The sequence below is a fragment of the Oceanisphaera sp. genome (assembly GCF_052084945.1).
Classification (GTDB): domain Bacteria; phylum Pseudomonadota; class Gammaproteobacteria; order Enterobacterales; family Aeromonadaceae; genus Oceanimonas.
In genome coordinates this window covers 1-20,691 of the sequence record NZ_JBQDEX010000010.1, presented here as the reverse complement: position 1 = coordinate 20,691, position 20,691 = coordinate 1, and the positions used below count along the sequence as shown (strand labels likewise).

The 20,691-nt window shown below is 48.5% G+C and carries 22 protein-coding genes; 15 read left to right on the top strand and 7 right to left on the bottom strand.

What is annotated here, in order from left to right; translation table 11 throughout:
• Nucleotides 1–11 precede the first annotated feature (11 nt).
• On the bottom strand, nucleotides 12–479 hold the full coding sequence (gene ribH / locus ACTHY5_RS01955; RefSeq protein WP_441875639.1) for a 6,7-dimethyl-8-ribityllumazine synthase: 468 nt from the start codon (nucleotides 477–479) through the stop codon (nucleotides 12–14).
• 360 nt (nucleotides 480–839) lie between these two features.
• On the opposite strand from ribH, the gene ACTHY5_RS01950 reads away from it, so the two are divergent.
• Nucleotides 840–1,742, top strand: coding sequence for a DMT family transporter (locus ACTHY5_RS01950; RefSeq protein WP_441875636.1), 903 nt, complete (start codon nucleotides 840–842; stop codon nucleotides 1,740–1,742).
• A gap of 46 nt (nucleotides 1,743–1,788) precedes the next feature.
• Here the strand turns inward: ACTHY5_RS01950 and ACTHY5_RS01945 are convergent, their stop codons facing one another.
• The 6 genes from ACTHY5_RS01945 to glyA form a co-directional block, all read right to left on the bottom strand.
• The gene (locus tag ACTHY5_RS01945) at nucleotides 1,789–2,133 is read right to left on the bottom strand and encodes a HopJ type III effector protein (protein ID WP_441875634.1); all 345 of its coding nucleotides are present in this window, start codon (nucleotides 2,131–2,133) and stop codon (nucleotides 1,789–1,791) included.
• A 61-nt stretch (nucleotides 2,134–2,194) separates the two neighbouring features.
• Nucleotides 2,195–2,860, bottom strand: a complete 666-nt coding sequence (locus ACTHY5_RS01940) for an alpha/beta hydrolase (RefSeq protein ID WP_441875632.1) — start codon at nucleotides 2,858–2,860, stop codon at nucleotides 2,195–2,197.
• A 40-nt stretch (nucleotides 2,861–2,900) separates the two neighbouring features.
• Nucleotides 2,901–4,010: a bifunctional 3,4-dihydroxy-2-butanone-4-phosphate synthase/GTP cyclohydrolase II gene (gene ribBA / locus ACTHY5_RS01935; protein WP_441875630.1), complete on the bottom strand. Its 1,110-nt coding sequence runs from the start codon at nucleotides 4,008–4,010 to the stop codon at nucleotides 2,901–2,903.
• Between the two features lie 107 nt (nucleotides 4,011–4,117).
• On the bottom strand, nucleotides 4,118–5,260 hold the full coding sequence (gene ribD, locus ACTHY5_RS01930; RefSeq protein WP_441875627.1) for a bifunctional diaminohydroxyphosphoribosylaminopyrimidine deaminase/5-amino-6-(5-phosphoribosylamino)uracil reductase RibD: 1,143 nt from the start codon (nucleotides 5,258–5,260) through the stop codon (nucleotides 4,118–4,120).
• A complete protein-coding gene (gene nrdR, locus ACTHY5_RS01925; protein ID WP_441875624.1) occupies nucleotides 5,261–5,710 on the bottom strand; it encodes a transcriptional regulator NrdR in 450 nt (149 codons plus the stop codon).
• Between the two features lie 367 nt (nucleotides 5,711–6,077).
• Nucleotides 6,078–7,331 (bottom strand): serine hydroxymethyltransferase, encoded by a 1,254-nt coding sequence (gene glyA / locus ACTHY5_RS01920; protein ID WP_441875622.1) that lies wholly within the window; start codon nucleotides 7,329–7,331, stop codon nucleotides 6,078–6,080.
• Nucleotides 7,332–7,615: 284 nt separating this feature from the next.
• Between glyA and ACTHY5_RS01915 the strand changes: the two genes are divergently transcribed.
• From ACTHY5_RS01915 to fis, 14 genes are all read left to right on the top strand, one after another.
• Nucleotides 7,616–8,236: a molecular chaperone TorD family protein gene (locus ACTHY5_RS01915; protein ID WP_441875619.1), complete on the top strand. Its 621-nt coding sequence runs from the start codon at nucleotides 7,616–7,618 to the stop codon at nucleotides 8,234–8,236.
• 1 nt (nucleotide 8,237) lies between these two features.
• Nucleotides 8,238–8,594 (top strand): DUF2956 domain-containing protein, encoded by a 357-nt coding sequence (locus ACTHY5_RS01910; protein WP_441875616.1) that lies wholly within the window; start codon nucleotides 8,238–8,240, stop codon nucleotides 8,592–8,594.
• A gap of 41 nt (nucleotides 8,595–8,635) precedes the next feature.
• On the top strand, nucleotides 8,636–9,604 hold the full coding sequence (locus ACTHY5_RS01905) for an amidoligase family protein (protein WP_441875613.1): 969 nt from the start codon (nucleotides 8,636–8,638) through the stop codon (nucleotides 9,602–9,604).
• A complete protein-coding gene (locus ACTHY5_RS01900) occupies nucleotides 9,592–10,335 on the top strand; it encodes a gamma-glutamyl-gamma-aminobutyrate hydrolase family protein (protein WP_441875611.1) in 744 nt (247 codons plus the stop codon). Before ACTHY5_RS01905 ends, ACTHY5_RS01900 begins: the two co-directional genes overlap by 13 nt.
• Nucleotides 10,328–10,759, top strand: a complete 432-nt coding sequence (locus ACTHY5_RS01895; RefSeq protein ID WP_441875608.1) for a YqaA family protein — start codon at nucleotides 10,328–10,330, stop codon at nucleotides 10,757–10,759. Before ACTHY5_RS01900 ends, ACTHY5_RS01895 begins: the two co-directional genes overlap by 8 nt.
• Before the next feature lie 231 nt (nucleotides 10,760–10,990).
• Nucleotides 10,991–12,940, top strand: a complete 1,950-nt coding sequence (gene acs, locus ACTHY5_RS01890; RefSeq protein WP_441875605.1) for an acetate--CoA ligase — start codon at nucleotides 10,991–10,993, stop codon at nucleotides 12,938–12,940.
• A 728-nt stretch (nucleotides 12,941–13,668) separates the two neighbouring features.
• Entirely contained in the window at nucleotides 13,669–14,121 is a 453-nt protein-coding gene (gene aroQ / locus ACTHY5_RS01885; protein WP_441875602.1) for a type II 3-dehydroquinate dehydratase, read from the top strand.
• 36 nt (nucleotides 14,122–14,157) lie between these two features.
• Nucleotides 14,158–14,625, top strand: coding sequence for an acetyl-CoA carboxylase biotin carboxyl carrier protein (gene accB, locus ACTHY5_RS01880; RefSeq protein ID WP_441875599.1), 468 nt, complete (start codon nucleotides 14,158–14,160; stop codon nucleotides 14,623–14,625).
• Nucleotides 14,626–14,635: 10 nt separating this feature from the next.
• Nucleotides 14,636–15,976: an acetyl-CoA carboxylase biotin carboxylase subunit gene (gene accC, locus ACTHY5_RS01875; protein WP_441875596.1), complete on the top strand. Its 1,341-nt coding sequence runs from the start codon at nucleotides 14,636–14,638 to the stop codon at nucleotides 15,974–15,976.
• Between the two features lie 90 nt (nucleotides 15,977–16,066).
• On the top strand, nucleotides 16,067–16,366 hold the full coding sequence (locus tag ACTHY5_RS01870; protein ID WP_441875594.1) for a DUF997 family protein: 300 nt from the start codon (nucleotides 16,067–16,069) through the stop codon (nucleotides 16,364–16,366).
• Nucleotides 16,356–17,861 (top strand): sodium/pantothenate symporter, encoded by a 1,506-nt coding sequence (panF, locus tag ACTHY5_RS01865; RefSeq protein ID WP_441875591.1) that lies wholly within the window; start codon nucleotides 16,356–16,358, stop codon nucleotides 17,859–17,861. The genes ACTHY5_RS01870 and panF overlap by 11 nt, the downstream gene beginning before the upstream one ends.
• Nucleotides 17,862–18,107: 246 nt before the next feature.
• Nucleotides 18,108–18,983, top strand: a complete 876-nt coding sequence (prmA, locus tag ACTHY5_RS01860) for a 50S ribosomal protein L11 methyltransferase (RefSeq protein ID WP_441875588.1) — start codon at nucleotides 18,108–18,110, stop codon at nucleotides 18,981–18,983.
• A 172-nt stretch (nucleotides 18,984–19,155) separates the two neighbouring features.
• Nucleotides 19,156–20,121, top strand: a complete 966-nt coding sequence (gene dusB, locus ACTHY5_RS01855) for a tRNA dihydrouridine synthase DusB (RefSeq protein ID WP_441875585.1) — start codon at nucleotides 19,156–19,158, stop codon at nucleotides 20,119–20,121.
• Nucleotides 20,122–20,146: 25 nt separating this feature from the next.
• Complete coding sequence (gene fis, locus ACTHY5_RS01850) at nucleotides 20,147–20,446, top strand: DNA-binding transcriptional regulator Fis (protein ID WP_208003994.1); 300 nt, start codon at nucleotides 20,147–20,149, stop codon at nucleotides 20,444–20,446.
• Nucleotides 20,447–20,691: the final 245 nt, after the last annotated feature.

Sequence of the window (20,691 nt, the reverse complement as noted above, 5' to 3'; positions counted from 1 at the left end):
CAGTACTCCTCTTAGTCCAGCTGTTGCAGGACATTAATCATTTCAAGTGCGCTGAGGGCGGCTTCTGCGCCCTTATTACCCGCCTTGGTGCCAGCACGCTCAATGGCTTGTTCTATGTTTTCGGTAGTTAATACCCCAAAGGCAATGGGTATTTCTTGATCCATCATGACCTGCGCCATGCTGCCGCTGTTTTCATTAGCAACCAAATCAAAGTGATAGGTTCCACCACGGATTACACACCCCAATGCCACTATCGCATCGTATTGACCGGTTTTAGCTAGCTTTTTACATACCAATGGCATTTCAATGGCACCAGGGACTTTAACTAACGTAATATTATCGTCCTTGACTTGTCCCTGACGTTTGATCACATCCAATGCGCCAGCCACCAAGCTGTCGTTAATAAAGCTATTAAAGCGGGCGACAACGATCGCCACCTTGGCTTCGGGAGCGGCCATAAGCCCTTCGATTACCTTCATGGGAATCCCTGTGTAGACAAAAAGTGGCCGTATTCTAACACAACCTGAGGGTGACAAAAGTCATTAGATGACGAACTTATGCTATCACGTCTTACCTCCTGCACGATGCAAGCATAAATCACTTATATCAAGATGTGCACGCTCTCCTTCTCAGCCCAACAGCGCCTTTTGTGAACACAGACCATATAAAATAAACAACAAACCGCTACTTAATAGCTAACTCTGCGATAGAATACCCCAACACTTGCCAAATATCGGCCAAGAATACTATTTATAAGATATTTATATGGCAAAGCTGCACTTTATATAAAACCAAAGCCTTACTTTTTCTTTGAACTTTCACACAATATAGAGGTACTTATGCTGCCAGAACGTCGAGGTGATTTATTGATACTCATGGCTACCCTGCTCGCCTCGGCAGGCTGGCTATTCTCAAAAGAAGCCATTGCCGGCTTACCTCCGATTGGGTTTATTGGCTGGCGTTTCTTGCTGGCCGCCATCATTATGCTGCCCTTTTGCTATCGACAGCTGTTCACACTGTCTATTGGGTTATTGCTTAAAGCCGCAGCCATTGGCTTGGTGATGACCTTAAACTTAGTGTTTTGGATTCAGGGAATATCTAACAGTGATGGCATAGGTGAAGGCGCATTTATTATGAGCTTGGCCATGTTGCTGGTGCCACCATTAGCTTGGCTGATATTTAAAGAGCGCCCTACGCGCTCATTTTGGGTCGCCCTGCCCATTGCCGTGCTGGGACTATTTTTACTGACTATGGGTAATGGTTTAAGCTTTTCTAAAGGGCAGCTATTCTTTTTAGCCGCTTCATTCTCTTTGGCCATGTATTTTAATTTAAACAGTCGCTTTGCGCGGCGCATCGATCCTGTGGCGCTCACCTGCATTCAGCTGGCCGTGGTAGGACTTGTGCATTTGCTTTATTCAGGGCTATTTGAACAATGGCCAGCGCAGATAGCGCCGGTCACTTGGGGATGGTTTGCTGCCAGTGTACTACTGGCAACGTCATTGCGTTTTGGCAGCCAAACCTTGGGCCAAAAATACAGCAATGTGGGGAATGCGGCACTGATTATGATGCTAGAGCCGATATGGACGGTATTAATCAGTGTTTTTTGGTATCACGAACCCATGCCGGCACAAAAAGTTGTCGGTTGTATATTGATATTAACCGCACTACTGAGCTATCGCAGCGCCAGCCTACTCACTTGGTATCGCCTAAGAAGAAGTCAGCGCCACACACCTAGTGCCTAGTACCAAGCCAACATTCACTGCCTTGTGTTTGGCTTGGTGCAAGGAACTATTCTTTAGCGGTTAATGCCTGACCTTGATATTCAATACCTTGCCACCCGTGTTGCATAAAGTGGCGGATATTTTGGTGACCATCACCGGCTAAGTCCAATAACACGTCTCGATAGTGCTCACCAAAACACCCTAAGGTTTGATCTGGGGTCAGTTGATGCAATTGGCCAAAGGCAAAAATTTTGCATGAGCCATTATTTTGCCCCGCTTCATTACTTAAGCCGCCGTTGGTAAAAGCGGTGGGGGTAAAGTCATAGTTTGCCTCTATTACTGCCAAGGCATCAGCAAAGCTCACTTGTTCTGGGCACTGCTGCAGTGCCGTAATTAACTCGTTTTCAGTCATGGGTTTCCTTAATCGTTAACATAAAATAGGGCGAACAATACACCTCGCCCTAATGGGTCGCTTACTGATGCAGCGCTAAACACTCACACAGAAAACGACTAATATCGGCAATTTCTGCTGCGCACACACTGTGCTCCATCGAATAAGAGTGAAACTCAGGCGTGTATCCCCATTGTTGCAACTGCTCACAAGCTCGCTCTGCAAGCACTAAGGGGACCACTGCATCGCGGGTGCCGTGCATGACCTTAATCGGTAATGAATGATTCGCCTGATGGCGCTGCACCGTATCGGCAGTGGCTAAGTAAGTCGACATGGCAACCAAGCCTGCTAGGGGATGCTCACAACTCAGCGCCGTTTCATAGGCCACAGCCCCACCTTGAGAGAAGCCGGCCAATATAATGCGTTGACTGTCGATGCCCTCGGCTATTTGTTGGTCAATAATACCTTGAATGGCACGTGCCGATGCCCGCAACTGACGCTCGTCCACTTCACGGTCTAAATTCATGGCCATAATATCGTACCAAGCTGGCATCCGATGCCCGCCATTAATGGTCACCGGTATTTGTGGTGCATGAGGAAAAATAAAGCGCACCGCACTGCCTGCGGGCAAACCTAACTCGGGCACTATTGGCTCAAAATCATGGCCATTGGCCCCTAAGCCATGCAGCCAAATCACACAAGCTGTCGGGTTGGGGGCCGTTTCTTTTATAATGGCATTAAGTGTCAATTGAGGCTCTCCATATCAAAATGCTTATAAAAATCTGTCACTAATCAACGATATACTCAACGACTTCTAAGCCGAATCCTGACAGTGCATGGTAGCGTTTAGGCGAGCTTAATAGCTTCATTTTGCCCACGCCCATGGCTTGCAATATTTGTGAGCCTACCCCTACACGGCGTGAAGTCCCTTGCCATTTAGCCGCTGCTGGGCGCTTGCCTTTATCTACAGCTTCAAACTGGCGCACCAGTGATAATAAATGATCGGGCGTTTCTTCACGGCCTAAAATCACCATCACACCCCCTTCGTTAGCAATACGCTGCATTGACTTATTGAGCGGCCAAGTACGGGCAGAGTGACGGTCAGTCATTAGTACATCGGTAAACATATCGTGAATATGCACCCGCACTAAAGTCGGCTCTTCAGCGTTCACTTCGCCTTTTTTAAGGGCAAAGTGTACTTGATTATCAATGGTGTCTCTAAACGTGACCAGCTCAAAATCACCAAATTCAGTGGGTAAGTTACAACGCGAGACTTGTTCAATGGTAGTCTCATGCTGATTACGGTATTCAATTAAATCAGCAATGGTCCCAAGCTTAATATCATGCTCTTTAGCAAAGACTTCTAAGTCGGGGCGACGCGCCATGGTGCCGTCTTCGTTTAATATTTCTACAATGACAGCTGAAGGCTCTAACCCCGCTAAGCGGGCCAAATCACAACCGGCTTCGGTGTGACCGGCACGTGTTAACACACCACCATTTTGCGCTTTTAGGGGAAAAATATGCCCAGGCTGCACCAAGTCACTCGGCTTAGCTTCAGGTGCCACTGCCGCTTGTACCGTACGGGCACGATCGGCGGCAGAAATGCCTGTGGTGACGCCTTCGGCTGCTTCAATAGACACGGTAAAGGCGGTAGAAAACTGTTCGGTGTTATTGCTCACCATTTGTGGAATATCTAACTGGCGACAACGCGCTTCGGTCAGCGTTAAACAAATCAGGCCACGGCCATATTTGGCCATAAAGTTAATGTCTTCTGGGCGCACATGGTGCGAGGCCATGATCAAGTCGCCTTCGTTTTCGCGATCTTCATCATCCATTAAAATAACCATCTTTCCCTGACGAATATCGTCGATGATGTCTTGGGTATTACTTAACGCCATGAGTTTGTTCCTTAGGTATCTAAGATCTAGTGATCTTCATAAAACGGCTTATGGATCATACTGTCGGCGGCCAGGGTCGCCGACAGCCACACTGCACACCAGGGATATCAGCTTTTGATAAATCGAGCGGTCAGTTTAATATCATCACCCACTTGGCGGCAATCTTGCCATTGCAATTGAGTGACCTCGCTCATTGCAATACGCTCTGGCACATCAAAGAGTCCTCGTGCTTGGCTGCCCATTAATTTAGGCGCCTGATACAGCACCAGTTCATCAATCAGTTCATTTTCTAACAGTGCACCGCCTAAGCGCGCCCCTGCTTCAACCCAGAGTGAGTTGATCTGGCGACGACCAAGCTCTATTAGCAAAGCGGATAAATCAAGCTGCTTGCTAGCGGTTAGCGTTAGTACACACTCTTCCACTTGCTCACTAAAGCCCCCGGTTATTTGTCCGCGCACCAGTAATATTGGCCCTGGTACACTAAATAATGTCAGCGAAGGGGTGAGACGATTTTGAGTATCGATAATTACCCGCAGCGGTTGGCGCACTGTGGGGGGGGCTGCATCATCAGGGGTCACATTTGTGTAATCTGCCTGCACATAAGGTGGCAGTTCATGCCAACGCACATTCAAGCTGGCATTATCCATTAATACCGTATCGGCACCGGATAAAATGGCACAGCTCAAGGCTCTGTGGTGTTGTACATCGCGCCGAGCCGCAGGGCCTGTGATCCATTGGCTTACACCATTGGCCAGTGCGGTTCGCCCATCAAGGGTTGCTGCCAACTTTAACGTTACCCAAGGCAAACCGGTTTGCATACGGTGCATAAAGCCACGGTTAATGGCTACTGACTCTGCGGCCATTAAGCCGGCCTTGGCCTCTATGCCCGCCGCTTGCAACATGCGCAAGCCATTGCCAGACACTTGCGGGTTGGCATCTTCACTTGCCACAACCACCCGTGTTACTCCCGCATCAATTAAGGCCTGAGCGCAGGGGGGCGTGCGGCCATAATGCGAACAAGGCTCTAAGGTGACATAGGCCGTTGCCCCTTTGGCAGCTGCACCGGCTTGGCGCAGGGCAAACACTTCGGCATGAGGGCCGCCAGCCTGTTGGTGATACCCCTCTCCTACTATCTGGTTATTATTCACCAGCACACAGCCCACCGCAGGGTTAGGGCTAACTGTAAAGCGCCCGCGCGCGGCGAGTGCCAAAGCTCGGGCCATGTAAGTCGCATCTTGAGAATTAAACACTTATTGCTCCAGCCGGGCGATCTCTTCACCAAATTGACGTAAATCTTCAAAACAACGATACACAGAGGCAAAGCGAATATAGGCCACTTTATCAAGCAACTTGAGCTCTTCCATCACCAAGTTGCCAATATATTCAGACTTCACTTCGCGCTCACCAGTGGCGCGCAATTGAGACATAATGCGACAAACAGCTTGTTCGATCGCTTCTATACTCACGGGGCGCTTTTCTAAGGCACGTAACATGCCGGCTTCTAACTTATCTTCGTTAAAAGGCTCACGTACATCGTTGGTTTTAATCACCCTTGGCATGACCAACTCAGCGCTTTCAAAGGTGGTAAAGCGCTCTTTGCAGGCACAGCATTCTCGCCGGCGACGCACTTGCAAGCCCTCGCCGACTAAGCGCGAGTCAATCACTTTGGTATCGGTTGCTTGACAGAAGGGACAGTGCATAGTGCCTCCAAGGGCTAAAAATCGGCCTTTAGTGTAAATAAGCAGACATAAGAATGCTAGTAACGGCTTAAAAGCAGCGCCGAGCGCCTAGCTTAAAGAAAAACAGCAATGCCAAAATTTACATACTGCACAAATTGCTTGGCGTGCCACCGCAATGACAAAAAACACCTACGTTAACATGGTGCAAAAATGTAGAGGCCGCTTCAGCTGGCCGGTGGCGCGCAGCGGCACAAAAAACCATCAAACCACGCCATATTTAAAATCGGTGTGTTTTTTTTCGTACAGCGGTCAACGTAAAGCGTACCGCTGAGTCGCTAAAAAAAACGGGGCCTGTTGGCCCCGTTTTTCATCTTTTAGCTTACACCATTTAGGCATAAACAGGCAGACGACGACAAATTTCTTGCACCTGCTCTTTAACACCGGCAATGGCAGCATCATCGTTGATATTGTCTAACACATCGCAAATCCAACCGGCCAGTTGGCGCACATCGGCTTCATTAAAACCACGACGTGTGACTGCTGGTGTACCAATACGAATACCTGAGGTCACAAAAGGCGAGCGCGGGTCATTAGGGACGGCATTTTTATTTACCGTAATAAAGGCTTTACCTAAGGCGGCATCAGCTTCTTTACCCGTGATCCCTTTATCGATTAAATCAACCAAGAACAAGTGGTTATGGGTACCGCCAGACACCACTTTATAGCCACGCTCAATAAAAGCGGCGGCCATGGCTTGGGCGTTTTTCAACACCTGACCTTGGTATGTTTTAAACTCAGGTTCCATGGCTTCTTTAAAGGCCACCGCTTTACCCGCAATCACGTGCATTAGGGGGCCGCCTTGGCCACCAGGGAAAACCGCTGAGTTTAGCTTTTTCTCTAGCGCTTCATCATTAGATGCAGACAAGACTAAACCACCACGCGGGCCGGCCAGTGTTTTATGGGTGGTGGTGGTCACCACATGAGCATGTTCAATGGGGCTTGGGTAGTGGCCGGTGGCAATTAAACCCGCAACGTGTGCCATATCTACCATAAACCAGGCGTCAATTTTATCGGCAATCTCACGCATACGCGCCCAGTCAACAATCCCAGAAAAAGCAGAGAAACCACCAATAATCATTTTTGGCTTATGCTCAAGCGCTAATTGTTCCATTTCTTCGTAATCAATAACGCCTTCATCATTAATGCCATAAGGAATAATGTTGTACATTTTTCCCGAAAAGTTAGCCGGCGAACCATGGGTTAGGTGACCACCATGAGCCAAGTTCATGCCCATAACAGTGTCGCCAGGCTTAACTAATGCCATAAATACTGCCGAGTTTGCCTGAGAGCCTGAGTGCGGTTGCACGTTGGCATAAGTGGCACCAAAGAGCTGTTTGGCACGCTCAATGGCTAACTCTTCTGCAATATCAACATACTCACAACCGCCATAAAAGCGCTTACCAGGATACCCTTCAGCATACTTATTCGTCAGCTGAGAACCTTGCGCTTGCATTACACGAGGGCTGGTGTAGTTCTCTGATGCAATTAGCTCAATGTGCTCTTCTTGGCGTTGAGTTTCATCACACATTGCTTGCCACAACTGGGGATCATAATCGGCAATATTCATGTCACGCTTTAACATCCGTCTCTCCTGACTCATGGGGGGATAGGATCAATCGACCCTTATCCCTTAAGTTTACCCTTTAGGCTGCGTTCAGCCTAGCCCCGCTCACCCAGTTAACGACACTTATTTATCTTTACGTAAAATAGAAGCCCCAAGCACAGGACTCACTCATGACTTATTTCACCGCATAACAGGGGTAGATCTAGCTGATAAAGCCGATAGAATAGCATTATATTAATTGAGCCCAGCTTAACTTCGCTCATTTCTAATACACAATAATAGCCACACTCGTTGGGGAATATATGCAAGATTTTAAGGTCACCTCACAGCGCCGAGCCGAACTCTATTCTTGGTTTACCGCTTTATTTTCGGCTCCTTTAGTAGAGGATGAAATTAAGCAATTTGGTGGCTATGACATGCACGCTTTTTTAAACAGCTTAGCCACGCTTGATCCTTTACGCGAAGCAACTGAAGCCTTTCGCTTACAGACAGATAACGTATTAGCGCTCACCCAGCCACAACAAGAGCTAAGCCAGTATTACCAGCAGTTATTTGTACAGCAAGCCTTGCTTGATAGCTCAACGGTGAGTGACAGTAGTCAAGATGCCCTGTTATTTATTAGCGTACTGCTACATGAACACGGCACACAACTGCCCGATGACGATCCCTTAAGTATCGCTAATCACCTTGAGATGATGGCAACCCTCAGCATAAAAGCCATTTCAGCTGCTGATGAAGCAACACGCACAGCCTTACTTGATCAGCAAAGAGAGCTGGCCAATCAAGTGCTACTCAATGAACTGCCCGCCTTTGCCAATCAATGTAAACAACAAGACGCTTTGGGCTTTTATAGCAGTGCTGCTACTTTATTATTGGCTATATTTAGCATGGATATTCATTACTTAAATAATGTTGCACAATAATATGGCATCTCATCAACAACCTAAACCCAGGGTGTCACCACAAACGCAAGCTGAGGCCGAACGCATGGCTAAGGCGACCCAAAGGCCTGGACAGACAAAAGAACAAACCAAGCTGATTGCTCAAGGCATTCAAAAAGGCATAGACGAATATAAAAAGCAGCAAAAAGTACATGCCCGAGCAGCTGATAAAGCCAAAAAACAGCGTCTTCGCGCTGAACGTATTGCGCCAACCGAGGAAGTCAGCACGCCTGAGCCCCAAGCATCAGCGGCCCCCTCCTCTTCTTGGCTACCTTGGGCTCTACTTATCGCCAGTTGGCTTGGCTTTGCCGGTTATGGGTGGTTACAACACGCAGCCTAATGCATATTGGGCATTTATCGCGCATTTCATAAGGAAGCAGCATGCCCCTCAGCTTACCCGTACACACACATACAGCCCAAGGGCATGAGCGCCGCGTCGGGGTAGAGCTGGAGCTAAATGGCCTGTCTTTGCACACACTGGCCGACATAATAGCAACAACGTTTAATGGCCAGTTACAACCGGTGTCAGACTATGAAACTAACATCACCACCTCGGTCGGCACCTTTAGAGCAGAGCTCGACTTTGACTACTTAAAACGCCTCGCACGCGATCAGCGCCAGCAAGCACCCAGCGAGTTAGAGCAGGCGGCCACCGAACTATTAGGCAGTCTGGCTTTTCAATTGGTGCCCCTTGAGCTAGTCAGCCCACCCTTGGCATTATCGCAACTCGACAGCTTAACGCCTTTGTTTAGCCAACTGGCACAAGCCGGCGCTAAAGGCACTCGCCATGCCCTGCACTATGCTTTTGGATTACACTTAAACCCAGAGTTACCTAATACCGACAGCCGCACCTTACTACGCTATGTTAAAGCCTATTTATGCTTACATGACTGGCTAGAGACCCACGAAGACATAGTGGCGGCGCGTAAAATGTCTCCTTATATTCGTGCCTTTAGTCAAGAATACCGCCGTATAGTAATTGATGCTCAGTACTGGCCCACCTTATCGGCTTTTAGCATCGACTACTTAGCCTTTAACCCCAGTCGTAACCGCTCACTCGATTTGTTGCCCCTGCTGGCATGGCACGATGAAGCCTTAGTGCAAAGCGTGGTACAAGACCCCAAAGTCAATAAAAGACCCACCCTACATTATCGACTGCCCAATTCAGATATAGATAACCCGCATTGGTCATTTGCTCATGCTTGGCAAGGTTGGCTACAGGTAGAAGCTCTGGCCAATGATGAGCAAAAGCTGGCTCAAGTGTGCCAGCATTATGTCGCTCACTTAGACCAGCTTACCCCAGACTTTTTAGACCCTTGGAAATATAAGGTAACTCAATGGCTCAATTAAACGCCCCTAAAAGGCCACTGATTGGCGTCACCGGCCCCGACAGCCGCTTACCTTGGGCGTGGTGGGCCACCCGCTTTGCCATTTTTTTAGCGGGCGGTAAAGCGCTGCGCCTCACCCCTTCCCGCTTTCAGGCCCATAAAAGAGCAAAGTTACAAGGGCTGATTATTGGTGGCGGCGACGATATAGACGCGGCTTTATATGCGGAAGAGTCGGGTTTAGAACCCTATGTAGCCGATCCTGGACGTGCCCCAGCAGATGCCCAGCGCGACGCCTTTGAAATAGACCTGATCCAGCATGCATTGCGCACGCAGTTACCACTCATGGGCATTTGTCGTGGCGCCCAACTGATCAATGTAGTGTTAGGGGGCTCGTTACACCAAGACATTCGCCCCTTGCGCCAACTCACCTCTAACCGTCGCACCTTATTACCCCGTAAAACAGCATTGAGTATAAAAAATGGCCTCTTGTATCAGCTAATAGGCCAGTCTCAGTGGCGCATTAATAGCCTGCATCATCAAGCTATTAAGCGCCTAGGTGCCAAATGCCAAATTACGGTGACTGATGTGGATGGCTTTGTACAAGCCATTGAATATCAGGGGGCACATGCCATTTTAGGGGTACAATGGCACCCTGAATACCTGCCTTATCTCGCCAACCAGCGGGCGATTTTTCGCCATTTAGTGAGCAAAGCCAAGGCCGCGCCAGCTGAGCGACTTATTCCTAATGCTTGATTACCTGATTGTATTTAGCGCCAGCTTATTGGCCGCCACTGTGGCGCCGTTTTATTCTGAGGTGGTGTTAGCCGCCGTGCTTACCCGCCAGCCCGATGCCGCCTTATTACTCTGGTTATTAGCCAGCATAGGCAATACCTTAGGCTCAATCATCAACTGGTGGCTTGGCAAGTACTTATTGCATTATCGCCATAAACACTGGTTTCCCATCAAAGAAAAATCCCTAATGCGCGCTCAAGCAAGTTTTCAACGCTTTGGTATATGGACTTTATTACTGTCTTGGGCGCCCATTGGCGGCGACGCTCTCACTGTTATTGCCGGTATTATGAAAGTACGCCTGATGCCTTTCACCCTATTGGTGTTTATTGGCAAAGCCACCCGCTATGGGGTCGTCATCTATTTTGCCGAGCGCTTTTTATTATAAGTGAGCGCATTAACGGATAAAAATTGAACAAGGCGCACACAATTACCATACAAAACCATAACAATGACAAAAATTTATGTTAGTAATGGGTATATGGTTAGCTAAAGGTCTAATTGAGCGCAAAAATATTCTGCGCCACCTTAATTGCATAATAATTGTGACATAAACCTTATACCCTTTACCGATAAGCTATCCCTAGGGTTGTTGGTTATTACACCAAGGAGCGGAATAATGAGCGAAACTAAGCTTCATCCTGTTATGCCTCATATTGTTGAACATGCCTTAGTAGACGATGCGGGCTATCAGCGCATGTATGAAGAGTCGATTGCCAACCCAGAGCAATTTTGGGGCGAGCAAGGCAAACGCATAGACTGGATAACACCCTATACCAAGGTTAAAAACACCTCTTACGATCCTGGTCATGTCAGCATTAAGTGGTTTGAAGACGGCACCCTCAACCTCTCCGCTAACTGTATTGACCGTCATTTAGCCACCAAAGCCGATGAAGTCGCTATTATTTGGGAAGGCGATAGCCCAGAAGACGATAAAAAAGTCACTTATCGCCAGCTACATCAGCAAGTTTGCCGCTTTGCCAACGTACTCAAAGCCCAAGGGGTAAAAAAAGGCGACGTGGTCAGCATTTATATGCCCATGGTAGTGGAAGCCGCCGTGGCTATGCTTGCCTGTGCCCGTATTGGGGCTGTGCACTCAGTGGTATTTGGTGGCTTCTCGCCCGATGCCCTAGCCAGCCGCATGATTGACTCAGACGCTAAACTGGTGATTACCGCAGACGAGGGCTTGCGCGGTGGTAGAGCCGTGCCGCTAAAAGCAAACGTCGACAGCGCCTTAGCCAAACCAGGCATTCCCCCTGATTGCAAAGTGATTGTCTATCAACGCACCGGTGGCAATATTAACTGGGACGCTTCGCGCGATATTTGGTGGCATGAGGCCATAGCCACAGTCGACGATCACTGCGAACCCGAAGAAATGAGTGCCGAAGATCCGCTGTTTATTTTGTATACCTCTGGCTCTACCGGCACCCCTAAAGGCGTATTACACACCACTGGCGGCTATTTAGTGTATGCCTCATTAACCTTTGAATATATTTTTGATTATCACCAAGGCGATGTGCATTGGTGCACCGCCGACGTGGGATGGATTACCGGCCATACTTATATTCTTTATGGTCCGCTGGCGAACGGCGCCACCACCTTAATGTTTGAGGGGGTGCCCAATTACCCTAAAACCAACCGTATGAGTCAGATTGTTGATAAGCACCAAGTTAACATTCTTTATACGGCACCCACCGCTATTCGTGCCTTTATGGCCAAAGGCGATGAAGCCATTGAAGGCACCAGTCGCAGTAGCCTACGTATCTTGGGGTCGGTCGGTGAGCCCATTAACCCAGAAGCCTGGGAGTGGTATTTCCGCGTCATTGGCGAAGAACGTTGCCCCATTGTTGATACTTGGTGGCAAACCGAAACCGGCGGTATTTTAATCTCGCCGCTGCCGGGGGCAACGCTACTGAAAGCCGGCAGCGCCACCCGCCCTTTCTTTGGCGTACAACCGGCCTTGGTTGACGGTGAAGGCACTATTCTAGAGGGAGCCACAGACGGTAACTTGGTCATTTTAGACTCTTGGCCTGGCCAAATGCGTACCATTTATGGCGATCACGATCGGTTTGAACAAACCTACTTCTCTACGTTTCCGGGCACCTACTTTTGTGGTGACGGCGCCAGACGTGATGAAGATGGCTACTACTGGATAACCGGTCGGGTAGACGACGTGCTTAACGTATCAGGGCATCGCATGGGCACCGCCGAAATTGAATCGGCCTTAGTGGCGCATTCCAAAATTGCCGAAGCCGCCATTGTGGGTGTCCCTCACGAGATTAAAGGCCAAGGCATTTATGCTTATATCACCCTTAACGACGGTGAAGAGCCAAGCCCTGAGTTACACAAAGACATTAAAATGTGGGTACGACAAGAGATAGGCCCAATTGCCACCCCAGATATTATTCACTGGGCCGAAGGGTTACCAAAAACGCGTTCCGGTAAAATTATGCGCCGAATTTTGCGTAAAATTGCCACCGGAGAAACCGACAGCTTAGGTGATACTTCCACGCTGGCCGATCCGGCAGTGGTGGATCGCCTTATTGAAGAGCGCGGCCGAGCGTCTTAACTGGCGCTAATCACATACAACGAAACCAAAACGTCGCTTATGCGACGTTTTTATTATGCTAAACATAAAGAGCTATCAGGCTGCTCATAGCAATCTGGAAAACTAAGGACTATTTTTGCCACGCAAGACACGGAAAAGGCAAGAGCGAAAGTGATAACGAATCAAATATTGCTAATGGTAAGGGCTCCCCTACTAATAGTTGGGTGTTTGGCTCTTACCCTATAAAGTCTTTTTCAGATCTTATCTCTATTGTTCCGTGTTCTTCCGTGGATTCCGTGGATTCCGTGGCGAAAGGTTTTGATCAGTTAGTTTTACAGATTGGTATAAAAACCATAGCAAGGCCTAAAGAGATCGAATAAATTCAGCCCTACGCTCGGGGTAGATGGGTATCACTCAACCACAAGCTCTCTTAAGAATAAAAGCCCATTAAAGTAGTAAAATATCACATAGATCACAGAAATATCGCCCATATTCGTTTTACTGGTCGATAAAGGGTTAACAGCAGCGGTCTTTTATTGGTCTTTATCCGTTATTCAGCCAGCACCTTAGAGTAATTGACAGATTATTTAGTGATTAGACCAGTATTTTGCTGCCAATTTCCACGAAATCACTATAATTAACCAATATGAGGCGAGTCGAACAATTTTATTTGCCAGTACTGGGTAAAAACGGCTAGTCTCTCTGTAATTACCTATAAACACCGCAAGATAGACGAGGATTGCTGCACAATGGCCGATAATTTCCGAATTTTGTTGCTTAACGGCCCTAATTTAAATCTATTGGGCCAGCGCGAGCCCGGCATCTATGGCCAAGATAGCCTAAACGATATTGTTAATAGGCTCACTCAGCAGGCCAGCGAGCTTGGCATCACGCTCAGCCACCTTCAGTCTAATGCGGAGCACCAACTGATTGACGCAATTCACCAAGCTTATGGACAGCAGGATTTTATTATTATTAATCCGGCCGCGTTTACACACACAAGTGTTGCCATTCGTGATGCGCTATTAGGAGTAAACATTCCGTTTATTGAAGTGCACCTATCCAATGTGCATGCCCGTGAGCCCTTTCGCCAGCACTCTTACTTAGCCGACAAAGCAGTAGGAGTGATCAGTGGCTTAGGCGCTCATGGTTACGAATTTGCCCTAGAAGCGGCGGCGAGACAATTGCGCCACCCTTCATAATTTACTCATTAAGACCCACATAATAAGAGAATACTCATGGATATTCGTAAAATTAAAAAACTGATCGAACTGGTTGAAGAGTCTGGTATTGCCGAGCTAGAAATTGCTGAAGGTGAAGAGTCTGTACGCATTAGCCGTTACGGTAATCCTGGTCAACAACAAGCGGTAATGCAGCCTCAGTATCAACAGGTTCAAGCCGCACCTGCGGCACCCATGGCTGCGGCTTTAGCACCAGCTGCCACCGAAGAGTCAGCGGCTGCCGAAATTAGTGGTCATGCAATGCGCTCTCCTATGGTGGGTACTTTCTACCGCGCCTCTAGCCCAGGAGCGGCAAACTTTGTTGAGGTGGGTCAAACCGTGAATGCCGGTGACACCCTGTGCATCGTTGAAGCCATGAAGATGATGAACCAAATTGAAGCCGACAAAGGCGGCGTAGTTAAAGCTATTTTGGTTGATAATGGCGAACCGGTAGAATTTGACGAGCCGCTGTTCATCATCGAATAAAGGAAGTCTCATGCTGGATAAAGTAGTCATCGCTAACCGCGGTGAAATAGCCTTGCGCATCCTACGTGCTTGTAAAGAGCTGGGGATTAAAACGGTAGCCGTGCACTCTACGGCTGACCGAGAACTAAAACACGTATTACTGGCCGACGAGTCCATTTGTATAGGTGGCAATCAGTCTAACCAGTCATACTTGAATATTCCTTCAATTATTGCTGCAGCTGAAGTCACTAACGCCGTCGCTATTCACCCAGGTTACGGTTTTTTGGCAGAAAATGCCGACTTTGCCGATCAGGTAGAGCAATCGGGCTTTGTGTTTATTGGCCCAACCGGCGATACCATTCGTTTAATGGGCGACAAAGTATCTGCTATTGCCGCCATGAAAAAAACTGGCGTACCCTGTGTGCCTGGGTCAGATGGCCCAATTAGCGACGATGCGAAGAAGAACGCCTCTATTGCTAAGCGCATCGGTTATCCGGTGATCATCAAGGCCGCCGCTGGCGGGGGTGGTCGTGGTATGCGTGTAGTGCGCAGCGAAAGTGAGCTAGAAACCTCCATTACCATGACCAAAGCCGAAGCCGGCTCTGTGTTTGGCAGTGATGTGGTTTACATGGAGAAATTCCTAGAAAACCCACGTCACGTTGAAATTCAGATTTTGGCAGACGGCCAAGGCAAAGCCATTCACTTAGGCGAGCGCGACTGCTCTATGCAACGCCGCCACCAAAAAGTGGTAGAAGAAGCTCCGGCCCCTGGCATTACTGAAGCCATGCGTAAGTTTATTGGTGAACGCTGCTGTAAAGCCTGTGTTGATATTGGCTATCGTGGTGCCGGTACTTTTGAGTTCTTATACGAAAACGGCGAGTTTTATTTCATTGAAATGAACACCCGTATTCAGGTTGAGCACCCTATTACCGAAATGATCACTGGTGTCGACTTGATCAAAGAGCAGCTGCGCATTGCTGCGGGTATGCCACTGTCTATTACGCAAGAACAAGTTAGCGTACATGGCCATGCCATTGAGTGTCGTATTAACGCCGAAGATCCACAAAGCTTTATTCCAAGCCCAGGTGAAATTACCTTATTTCACTCACCGGGTGGCTTAGGCGTACGTTGGGACTCGCATATTTATGCCGGTTATAAAGTACCGCCTTACTACGACTCCATGATTGGCAAGCTGATTTGCTACGGCGAAAACCGTGACATAGCCATTGCCCGCATGACTCACGCGTTAAACGAGTTAGTGATTGAGGGAATTAAAACCAATATTCCTCTGCACCAAGAAATTATGCGTGACGAAAATTTCCGCAACGGCGGTACTAACATTCACTACCTAGAGAAAAAACTAGGCCTGTAATTGTTGTTCTTTTTCGTGTGATAAAACGGCGCCCCTAGGGCGCCGTTTTTTATGTTATTCTGCACTGCTGCGAAGAGGACCTTTAGTCGAATGAACAAGATTGTAACTGTCGCCCGCAGAGAAGCATTATTAAGCCTAGGGTTAGCCCTGCTGTATATGCTGGCTTGGTGGCTAAGCGCCTATGCCACTCCCCCCAATCTAACTTTGGGTGGCTGGCCGCTGTGGTTTTTATTAAGCTGCTTATTTAACCCACTGCTGTTTGTTGGTTTATGCCTGCTAATGGTGCGCTACTGCTTTAGCAGCGTGGCACTCAGCACCCCTGAGCCATTAAACACTCACACACCTGTGCAAGACCCTCATTTAAAACGAGATAACCTCAGTGGATCTTAACCTTATTGTTCCTCTTATTAGCTACCTCCTCCTCATGCTTGGCTTGGGCTTATATTTAAACCGTCAGCCACAACAAGGTAGCTTTATACAAGATTACTTTTTAGGTAATCGCTCTATGGGCGGCTTTGTGTTGGCCATGACTATGGTGGCCACCTACGCCTCTGCCTCCTCTTTTATTGGCGGACCAGGAGCGGCTTATAGTATGGGGCTAGGCTGGGTATTACTGGCCATGATCCAAGTGCCAACCGTATGGCTAACACTGGGCGTATTAGGCAAACAATTTGCGTATATTGCCAGACGCGTCAATGCCCTAACCATCAACGACATGCTGTATGCGCGTTATCGCAGCTCATTGGTGGTGATTTTGGCCGCCTTAGGCTTATTAGCCGCTTTTATTGCCACCATGGTGGTGCAGTTTATTGGCGGGGCTCGACTACTTGAAACCGTCACCGGCCTTTCTTATCAAGACGGCTTAATTATCTTTGCCAGTACAGTATTGTTATACACCCTCATTGGCGGCTTTAGGGCTGTGGTGCTTACCGACGCTGTGCAAGGCATTTTGATGTTAATTGGCACTGTAGTGCTCGTTGTGGGGGTATTACACGCAGGTGGCGGTGCCAGCGCCATCTTTAGCCAGCTGGCTGCCCTAGATCCCGGGCTTGTGACCCCTCAAGGCCCAGATAATTTTTTAAGCAGCAGTTTTATGCTGTCATTTTGGGTACTGGTTTGCTTTGGAGTGATTGGCCTACCCCACTCGGCTGTGCGCTGTTTGGCCTATAAAGACAGCAAAGCCATGCACAGGGGCATTATGATTGGCACTCTAGTGGGTGCACTACTGATGTTTGGTATGCACTTTGCCGGTGCCCTTGGCCGCGTACTGGTGCCTGAGCTGACCGTACCCGATAAGGTGCTGCCCACGCTAATGCTCACCGTACTGCCGCCGGTAGTGGCTGGCTTATTTTTAGCCGGCCCCATGGCGGCAATTATGTCGACCATAGACTCACAGTTAATCCAAGCCTCAGCCACACTGGTTAAAGACTTATACCTCAACTATTTAAGCCGTAAGCCCCCCTCAGAGCAGTTGATTAAAAGAGCCAGCCGTGGGGTGACCTTAGTGATCGGCGTCATTGTTGTTTGGGCCGCCCTTAGCCCACCCGATATGATCATTTGGCTGAACCTGCTGGCCTTTGGAGCCCTACAAGCCATCTTTTTTTGGCCGTTAGTACTCGGCCTCTATTGGTGGCGCGGCACAGCCACAGGCGCCTTGGCCTCAATGCTAACGGGCGCGATTAGTTATGCCGTCCTCGCCACCTTAGGCATTAAGCTCTTTGGCATGCATGCCATAGTGCCAAGCTTGGTACTATCTGGCTTGGCTTATTTCATCGGCTCGCTACTCAGCCCAGCTCCTTGTGCCGAAGTGCAGGCTTTGTTTGGAAGAGCAGAGAGCAGCACCGAGCACCCAGCGCCCGGCGCCAAGCACGAGACCAGCACCTAACAGCCGACAAAGTGGTGTTGTGTTTATGCCGTCATGCAGAGCTTGATTCAGTACCGGCATGACGGCCAACATAGGGACTTTAGCGCTCACCATTAATGATCACTTTCAGCTTTAATTGCTATTGTTCTGCGGGTTTCGTGGCTGAACGGCCTTTAATTTTTTGTTTGGCTTGGCGCCGGGCGCTGGGTGCTCGACGCTGGGTTTTTATGCTAGAATCTGGGTTTTACCTCTTAATGAAGTCACGCCATGCCTTGGATACAAATTCGCATTAATGCCACCGAAAAAACCGCCGACAAGGTCAGTAATATGCTGATGGGTCGCGGTGCGCAGGCCGTCACCTATATGGATGCCGAAGACGTGCCCGTCTACGAACCCCTACCCGGCGAAACCCTACTGTGGGATGACACTGTGGTGGTGGGGATGTTTGATGCTGCTACTGATCCTGATCCCATCATTCACTTTCTCAAACAATTTTATCGCAAAGATCTGAGCTATAAAATTGAGCAGCTAGAAGACAAAGATTGGGTGCGCGAGTGGATGGACAGCTTTCACCCTATGCGCTTTGGCGATCGCCTGTGGATTTGCCCAAGCTGGCGCGATGTGCCCGACCCAAACGCGGTAAACGTAATGCTAGACCCAGGCTTGGCTTTTGGTACCGGTACTCACCCCACCACCGCGCTTTGCCTAGAATGGCTAGACGGCCAAGATTTAAGTGATAAAACCGTAATCGACTTTGGCTGTGGCTCAGGGATTTTAGCGCTGGCAGCATTAAAACTTGGCGCCAAACAAGTGATAGGTATCGACATAGACCCCCAAGCACTGCAAGCCAGCCGCGATAACGCCGAACGCAATGGCGTAGCCGACAGGCTACAAGTGTATTTACCTCAAGATCAGCCCAAAAATTTAACCGCTGATATTGTGGTAGCCAATATTTTAGCCGGCCCGTTAAAAGAGCTTTCTTCTCTTATTAGCAGCTTAGTTACACCTGGCGGTCAATTAGCCTTATCCGGTATTCTCGATAGCCAAGCCGAGGGCTTAAATACCCTCTATCAGCAATGGTTCACTATGGATACGCCTAAGCTGCGTGAAGAGTGGGCTCGCTTAAACGGCACCAAACGCTAACGTTTATATTAAATCAAGCCTATTTTCAGTCTCAATAGTGCCGTTTTTTCCATAAAAAGGCACTTCATCATCTTGACTTATAAATATTTATCGATTGCTCAAATTATGACCTTTTCAGACTCATAAAAAATGCGTAATATACGCGACCCTGAGCAAAGATAGCTGTTACCTGATGGAAATTGGTCCTTACAAATTGTCTACCCCATTATTGGTGGCACCGATGGCTGGCATAACTGACAGACCATTTCGCACTCTGTGTTTACGCATGGGCGCGGGTATGGCCGTGTCTGAAATGATGTCGTCGAACCCCAAGGTATGGCAGTCTGAAAAATCGCTACGGCGCATGGATCATGCAGGGGAAACAGGTATTCGATCCGTCCAGATTGCAGGGGCAGACCCTGAATTAATGGCCGATGCCGCTCGGTTTAACGTAGACCAAGGCGCGCAAATAATCGACATTAATATGGGCTGCCCAGCAAAGAAAGTGAATAAAAAAATGGCAGGGTCCGCCCTGTTGCAATACCCACAGCTGGTACAAGAAATTGTTACCGCTGTAGTGAATGCAGTATCGGTTCCCGTAACCCTAAAAATTCGTACTGGTTGGGATCCTGACCACCGCAACGGCGTGCACATTGCTCGTATTGCCGAAGATTGTGGTATTCAGGCCTTAGCCGTGCATGGCCGCACCCGCGCTTGCATGTACCGGGGAGAAGCCGAATACGATACCATTAGAGCAATAAAACACGCCGTCTCAGTCCCCATTATTGCTAATGGGGATATCGACAGCCCGCAAAAAGCGCGCTTTGTACTGGATGACACAGGCGCTGATGCCATTATGATTGGCCGGGCTGCCCAGGGACGGCCATGGATTTTTAGAGAAATCCGCCACTATCTTGAACAGGGTACTCTTCCTGAGCCGCTTCATAAGGAGCAGGAGCGCGCCATGATCCGGGAGCACCTTATCGCACTACACGCTTTTTATGGTGAAGTGATGGGGGTGCGTATTGCCCGAAAACATGTGGGTTGGTACCTAAAAGATAGTGCTGCGGGCCGTGACTTTCGCAGTGAATTTAATGCTATTACAGACGCCGAGCACCAGCTTGACGCCTTAGGGCATTATTTCGCGAATATAGCTTAACGAACAAAAGAAGAGCCGACTAAATATGTTCGAACAAACGACAACTCCTGATGCATTGGTTACTACCACTAAATCTCCTACTTCTGAGCAGCCGACCCAGCGCCCCTTGCGCAACTCAGTAGACCAAGCGCTGCGTAATTACCTGTCCCAGCTAAACGGTCAAGAAGTAACTGAGCTGTATGAGTTGGTCCTCGCCGAAGTTGAAGCCCCCATGCTGGACGTGATCATGCAATACACCCGTGGTAACCAAACCCGTGCCGCCAATATGATGGGCATCAACCGCGGCACCTTACGCAAAAAACTCAAAAAATACGGCATGAACTAAGAAACCTTAGTTAACCTATTGAATTAAAAAGCGTTATCTCGAAAGAGGTAACGCTTTTTTTGCTTTACGTGATACACCATGTGACTCACTAATACCAACCGGTAACATTAACTAATCAAAATCTTTTAGCAACGGAACCCACGGCAGAACACGGAACAATAGAGATAAGATCTGAAAAAGACTGTATAGAGTAAGAGCCAAACACCCAACTATTAGTAGGGGAGCCCTTACCATTAGCAGTATTT

What these genes read in the sequence shown, in the direction of transcription:
- ACTHY5_RS01900 (WP_441875611.1), top strand. Translation starts at nt 9,592, where the DNA reads ATGGCTCAATTAAACGCCCCTAAAAGGCCACTGATTGGCGTCACCGGC.
- nrdR (WP_441875624.1), bottom strand. Translation starts at nt 5,710, where the DNA reads ATGCACTGTCCCTTCTGTCAAGCAACCGATACCAAAGTGATTGACTCG.
- dusB (WP_441875585.1), top strand. Translation starts at nt 19,156, where the DNA reads ATGGAAATTGGTCCTTACAAATTGTCTACCCCATTATTGGTGGCACCG.
- prmA (WP_441875588.1), top strand. Translation starts at nt 18,108, where the DNA reads ATGCCTTGGATACAAATTCGCATTAATGCCACCGAAAAAACCGCCGAC.
- accC (WP_441875596.1), top strand. Translation starts at nt 14,636, where the DNA reads ATGCTGGATAAAGTAGTCATCGCTAACCGCGGTGAAATAGCCTTGCGC.
- aroQ (WP_441875602.1), top strand. Translation starts at nt 13,669, where the DNA reads ATGGCCGATAATTTCCGAATTTTGTTGCTTAACGGCCCTAATTTAAAT.
- glyA (WP_441875622.1), bottom strand. Translation starts at nt 7,331, where the DNA reads ATGTTAAAGCGTGACATGAATATTGCCGATTATGATCCCCAGTTGTGG.
- ACTHY5_RS01905 (WP_441875613.1), top strand. Translation starts at nt 8,636, where the DNA reads ATGCCCCTCAGCTTACCCGTACACACACATACAGCCCAAGGGCATGAG.
- acs (WP_441875605.1), top strand. Translation starts at nt 10,991, where the DNA reads ATGAGCGAAACTAAGCTTCATCCTGTTATGCCTCATATTGTTGAACAT.
- ACTHY5_RS01945 (WP_441875634.1), bottom strand. Translation starts at nt 2,133, where the DNA reads ATGACTGAAAACGAGTTAATTACGGCACTGCAGCAGTGCCCAGAACAA.
- ribH (WP_441875639.1), bottom strand. Translation starts at nt 479, where the DNA reads ATGAAGGTAATCGAAGGGCTTATGGCCGCTCCCGAAGCCAAGGTGGCG.
- ACTHY5_RS01950 (WP_441875636.1), top strand. Translation starts at nt 840, where the DNA reads ATGCTGCCAGAACGTCGAGGTGATTTATTGATACTCATGGCTACCCTG.
- ACTHY5_RS01910 (WP_441875616.1), top strand. Translation starts at nt 8,238, where the DNA reads ATGGCATCTCATCAACAACCTAAACCCAGGGTGTCACCACAAACGCAA.
- ACTHY5_RS01915 (WP_441875619.1), top strand. Translation starts at nt 7,616, where the DNA reads ATGCAAGATTTTAAGGTCACCTCACAGCGCCGAGCCGAACTCTATTCT.
- ribBA (WP_441875630.1), bottom strand. Translation starts at nt 4,010, where the DNA reads ATGGCGTTAAGTAATACCCAAGACATCATCGACGATATTCGTCAGGGA.
- ACTHY5_RS01870 (WP_441875594.1), top strand. Translation starts at nt 16,067, where the DNA reads ATGAACAAGATTGTAACTGTCGCCCGCAGAGAAGCATTATTAAGCCTA.
- fis (WP_208003994.1), top strand. Translation starts at nt 20,147, where the DNA reads ATGTTCGAACAAACGACAACTCCTGATGCATTGGTTACTACCACTAAA.
- accB (WP_441875599.1), top strand. Translation starts at nt 14,158, where the DNA reads ATGGATATTCGTAAAATTAAAAAACTGATCGAACTGGTTGAAGAGTCT.
- ACTHY5_RS01895 (WP_441875608.1), top strand. Translation starts at nt 10,328, where the DNA reads ATGCTTGATTACCTGATTGTATTTAGCGCCAGCTTATTGGCCGCCACT.